We start from the raw sequence: 4,256 nt of genomic DNA, 5'->3' as shown, positions 1-4,256 counted from the left end.
GGCGGACATGATCCTTCGACGTTGTAATCAGGCGGGCCCCATGATCTCGCGCCAGGCTGCGCAGAAATTGCAGGTCGCCTTTTGTATAGGGGTGATGATCGGCAAAGGGCACGGCGTCTGCGACCTGCCCGCCAGCCTCTGCCAGACTGTCGAAGAGTTTCTGCGGCCGGCCAATGCCTGCAAAGGCGACGAGCGGGCCAGGCGGGGGCGGCTCGACCGGCACGAGCCGGACGCGCAGCACGGGCAGGCCGCTGGGCTTGTCGATCACCAGCAGATCGCCGTCGTCGTGGATCACGCCCCAGTGGGCCGGGACGGCCGGCTCCGGCCAGGGGGGACGTTGCCAGACGAGTCGATCGCCGCCAACGAGAACCGCGTCAGCCCGCAGGGGCACCCCGTTGCGGCTGATCTCGCCGGCCGCCAGACGCCGTTCCCAGGCCTCCGCGCTGGAGTGGCCGTAGCGCCCGGCATAGAAGGCCACCACCCCCAGGCCGGCCCGGGCTACGGGGATGCGGTCGCGGTAGGCCCAGCCGCCGTTGGGGCGGGAGGGCAGCCAGCCCGGGGGGAGGCTCAGGGGTGGGGATGGGGAGGCATCAATCCACCAGCCCATGCTCAAGGGCGAAGCGCACCAGCTCGGTGCGGCTGGCGGTGCCGGTCTTGATGAACAACCGGCTGACGTACTTCTCGACATTGCGGATCGACGTCTCCAACCGGCGGGCGATCTCCTTGTTCATCATCCCCTCGGCCACCAGCTGCAGCACGCTCGCCTCGCGGGGGGTGAAATCGAGCTTGACATCGCTGACGGGCTTGCGGGCGCTGCCGCCGCTGCCGCTGCCGCTGCCGGAGCCACCACCGCCCCCGCCGCCGAGCATGGAGCGGATCTCGGTGATCTGGCGGGCCATGGCGCCGATGTCGGCATCGGCGAAGCGGGCTGCCTCGGCCAGCAGGCGCTCCTGGCGCCGCACCACGTTGCGCACCCGTGCCACCAGTTCGTCCGGATCGAACGGCTTGGGGATGTAGTCGTCAGCGCCGGCCTGGAAGCCGGCGATGCGGTCGGCCGTCATGCCCTTGGCGGTGAGGAAGATCACCGGCGTGCCGCCGAGCCGCTCGTCGGCCCGCAGACGCTTCAGCAGGCCGTAGCCATCGCAGCGGGGCATCATCACGTCGGTGATGACGACGTCGGGCATCTGGGCCTGGGCCGCCGTCCAGCCCTCCTCGCCGTCATTGGCGGTGGTGACGGCGAACCCCTCGTCCTCCAGGTAGGCCTTGACCGCCGTGCGCAGTCCGGGTTCGTCATCGACCAGCAGCAGCCGCACCGGGGTGCTGACGGCGGCTTCGGCCCCCTCCGGCGGCCCGGACGGCTCGGGGATGGGGCCGGCGGCGGCGGAGGGTTCCTGGCTCATGGGGGAAATCTATCGACCGGGACCGAGCACCACCTGCTGCCGTTCGGGCAACAGGCCGCTGTAGCCCAGTTGGCGGGCCACCGGGCCGAGGCTGGCGGGATCCCTGCCGGCCTGCTCAGGGAAGCAGACAGCCCACCACATCAGGTGATCGAGGCGGTTGGCCGGGGTGATCACCCCGCCGGGATTGAGCTCGCGGATGACCAGCCGCCGGGAGCTGCCCGTGATCCGCAGGGGGGCGGTGACGCTGCAGCCGATCTTGTCGGTGGCGACGGTGACCCGGTCGTCGAGCTCCTCCCACACCTGCACGCGCCACATCCCGGGCTGGGCGGGTTCGGCCACCAGGCCGTAGATGCCCACCACTTCCCGGCCTCGGTGGGTGACCCGGTCCAGCAGCACCCGGAAGCCCTTGGGCCGGCTCTCCTCGTTGCTGCGGGACTCGCCCTGGGCGGCCGCCGGGCGGGGCAGGGCCAGGGACCAGGCCAGCGCCAGCGCCAGCGGCGACACCGCCAGGACGGCCGTGGCGAGCACGGCCCCCGGGCGGAGGGGACGGGCACCGCAGGGGCGGGGACGAATCAGCATGGCCCCATGCTGACGTACCTCGACCACCACGCGAGCACCCCGTGCGATCCGGCGGTGGTGACTGCCATGGCACCCTGGTGGACGGCGAACGCCGCCAACCCCTCCAGCCGGTTGCACCGGCCGTCCCTGGAGGCGGGCGCGGCGGTGGACATCGCCCGCCGCCGGGTGGCCAAGGCGCTGGGCATGGCCGACGACGCGGTGATCTTCACCAGCGGCGCCACCGAAGCCAACAACCTGGCCTTGCGGGGGGTGGCCGAAGCGGCCCTGGAGCGGGGCGAACCCCGTCGCCGGCTGGTGACCCTGGCCACCGAACATCGGGCCGTGCTGGAGCCGCTGGCCTGGCTGGAGCGCCATGGGTTTCCCCTCACGGTGCTGCCGGTGGCGGCCGATGGCCTGGTGGACCCCGACCGGCTGGCGGCGGCCCTGGGGCCCGACACCCTGCTGCTGTCGGTGATGGCGGCGAACAACGAAATCGGCGTGCTGCAGCCCCTGGCCGCCATCGGCGCCCTCTGCCGCAAACACGGCGTGCTGTTCCACTGCGACGCCGCCCAGGCGGTGGGCCACATCCCCCTCGCCATGGCCGACCTCGGCATCGACCTGCTCAGCCTCAGCGGCCACAAGCTCTACGGCCCCAAAGGCATCGGCGCCCTGCTGCGGCGCCCGGGGGTGCCCCTGGCCCCCCAGCAGCTCGGGGGCGGCCAGGAGGGCGGGCTGCGGGGCGGCACCCTGCCGGTGCCCCTGATCGTTGGCCTTGGCGCCGCCGTGGCGGGCGCCCTGGCCGACCGGGAGGAACGGGCCGCACGGCTCGGGGCCCTGCGGGACCGGCTCTGGGAGGAGCTGGCGGCCCTTGGCGGAGTGCGCCGCAACGGCCATCCGCGCCAGGGCCTGCCCCACAGCCTCAATGTCAGCGTCGAAGGGGTGGACGGCACCCGCCTGCACCGCCAGCTGCGCCGGGTCCTGGCGGTGAGCAGCGGTTCGGCCTGCAGCCAGGGGAGCCCCTCCCACGTGCTGGCCGCCCTCGGCCTCGACCGCAGCGCCGCCGGCGCCGCGATCCGCTTCGGCCTGGGCCGGGGCACCACGGCAGCCGACATTGACGTCGCCGTGGCGGCGGTGACGGAGGCGGTGGCGGAGCTGCGAGTGCCTGTCTAGCTTTCGGGCCTGCGCCCTTCCCTTGATGTCCACACCCGGCGGTCGACAGGGGCCCCGGCTCAACTTCGGTGATGCGCTCCAGGAGGGCTGGCGGGCCTTCAGCCGCAGCCCGGGGCCCTTCGTGGGCTTCCCGCTGGTGGTGGTGGCCCTCCAGTTCATGATCCAGCCCCTGCAGAGCCGCATCAGCAACGGCGGGGTGGCCTCCAGCGACCCCCTCGACTGGGTGCTGTACCTGATCGGGCTGACGGCGAACCTGCTGCTGAATCTCTGGTGCGCCATCGGGCTGGTGCGTGGTGCCGGCAGCGCCCTCCAGGGCGGCCACCCCTCCCTGGGGCAGCTGATGCGCTGGGACGGGGAGGTGTTCGGGCGGCTGCTGCGGGCCTGGCTGCTGCTGGCGGCGGTGGTGGCCGTGCCCCTGCTGGGCCTGCTGCTGGTGGTGGGCGGCCCCCTGGCCCTGCTGGGGATCTACGCCGACCAGCTGGTGCCGTTCAGCCGCACCCTGGTGGAGGTGCTGGGGCTGAGCCTGGCGGTGGTGTTCGCCCTGCTCCTGGGGGTGCTGCTGCTGGGGGTGATCTACCTGGCGATCAACCAGAGCTTCCTCACCCAGATCGTCCTGTTCGAGCGCGCCGGCTCCCGCACCGCCATCCAGCGCGGGCGGGCCCTGGTGGACCCCAGCTGGCTGATGGTGCTGCTGCTCACCCTGATCGAGGGTCTGCTGGTGCTCCTGGGACTGCTGGCCTGCCTGGTGGGGGGCTTCGTGGCCTGGCCCCTGGTGGTCTGCATTGCCACGGCGGCCTACCGGCAGCTGGTGCTGGCCGGCGGTGGCCCCGATCCCCTGCCGCCCCTGCCCGGCCGCTGAAGGCGCTGGGGTGGCGGCCGCCTTCTCAGCCGGCGAGCCCGGGGGCGAAGGGGCCCACCGTCAGCAGCACGAAGCCCAGCACCCCCACCAGGGCCAGCAGCAACTGGGCCAGACGGCTGACGAGCATCCCGGCCACCACCGCCAGGCCCACCAGCAGGGAGCGCCGCAGCCGGCCCAGGCCGGGCGGGCCAAGGGACGGCGGGGCGGTGATCAGCTCACCCAGGCTGGCGCCCAGCAACGGACCCACCCTGGCCCTTATACACATCTCC

Annotated in this window: 5 protein-coding genes and 1 pseudogene; 2 read left to right on the top strand and 4 right to left on the bottom strand. The window is 73.0% G+C overall.

The window, feature by feature from the left end; genetic code table 11:
- The 3 genes from VB737_RS15290 to VB737_RS15280 all read right to left on the bottom strand — a co-directional run.
- The coding region (locus tag VB737_RS15290; protein ID WP_500314222.1) for a tetraacyldisaccharide 4'-kinase at positions 1-607 on the bottom strand (607 nt) is incomplete at its 3' end.
- The gene (locus VB737_RS15285; protein WP_500314220.1) at positions 591-1,400 is read right to left on the bottom strand and encodes a response regulator; all 810 of its coding nucleotides are present in this window, start codon (positions 1,398-1,400) and stop codon (positions 591-593) included. The genes VB737_RS15285 and VB737_RS15290, both read right to left, overlap by 17 nt.
- Before the next feature lie 9 nt (positions 1,401-1,409).
- Positions 1,410-1,979: a hypothetical protein gene (locus tag VB737_RS15280; protein WP_500314218.1), complete on the bottom strand. Its 570-nt coding sequence runs from the start codon at positions 1,977-1,979 to the stop codon at positions 1,410-1,412.
- 6 nt (positions 1,980-1,985) lie between these two features.
- Here VB737_RS15280 and VB737_RS15275 point away from each other — a divergent pair, with 6 nt between their 5' ends.
- Positions 1,986-3,128: a cysteine desulfurase family protein gene (locus tag VB737_RS15275; protein ID WP_500314217.1), complete on the top strand. Its 1,143-nt coding sequence runs from the start codon at positions 1,986-1,988 to the stop codon at positions 3,126-3,128.
- A gap of 25 nt (positions 3,129-3,153) precedes the next feature.
- The gene (locus tag VB737_RS15270; RefSeq protein ID WP_500314215.1) at positions 3,154-3,987 is read left to right on the top strand and encodes a hypothetical protein; all 834 of its coding nucleotides are present in this window, start codon (positions 3,154-3,156) and stop codon (positions 3,985-3,987) included.
- Between the two features lie 25 nt (positions 3,988-4,012).
- Here VB737_RS15270 and VB737_RS15265 read toward each other — a convergent pair.
- Positions 4,013-4,256: pseudogene (locus VB737_RS15265) on the bottom strand (DUF456 domain-containing protein); the annotation flags it as partial.

It is taken from the genome of Synechococcus sp. BA-120 BA3, assembly GCF_034931285.1.
Classification (GTDB): Bacteria; Cyanobacteriota; Cyanobacteriia; order PCC-6307; family Cyanobiaceae; genus Cyanobium.
The sequence above is the reverse complement of the archived record's forward strand: the minus strand, read 5'-3'. Positions and strand labels throughout refer to the sequence as shown.

Bases quoted from the DNA above. Each gene is read 5' to 3' on its own strand.
- VB737_RS15285 (WP_500314220.1), bottom strand. From the start codon at position 1,400: ATGAGCCAGGAACCCTCCGCCGCCGCCGGCCCCATCCCCGAGCCGTCC.
- VB737_RS15280 (WP_500314218.1), bottom strand. From the start codon at position 1,979: ATGCTGATTCGTCCCCGCCCCTGCGGTGCCCGTCCCCTCCGCCCGGGG.
- VB737_RS15275 (WP_500314217.1), top strand. From the start codon at position 1,986: ATGCTGACGTACCTCGACCACCACGCGAGCACCCCGTGCGATCCGGCG.
- VB737_RS15270 (WP_500314215.1), top strand. From the start codon at position 3,154: ATGTCCACACCCGGCGGTCGACAGGGGCCCCGGCTCAACTTCGGTGAT.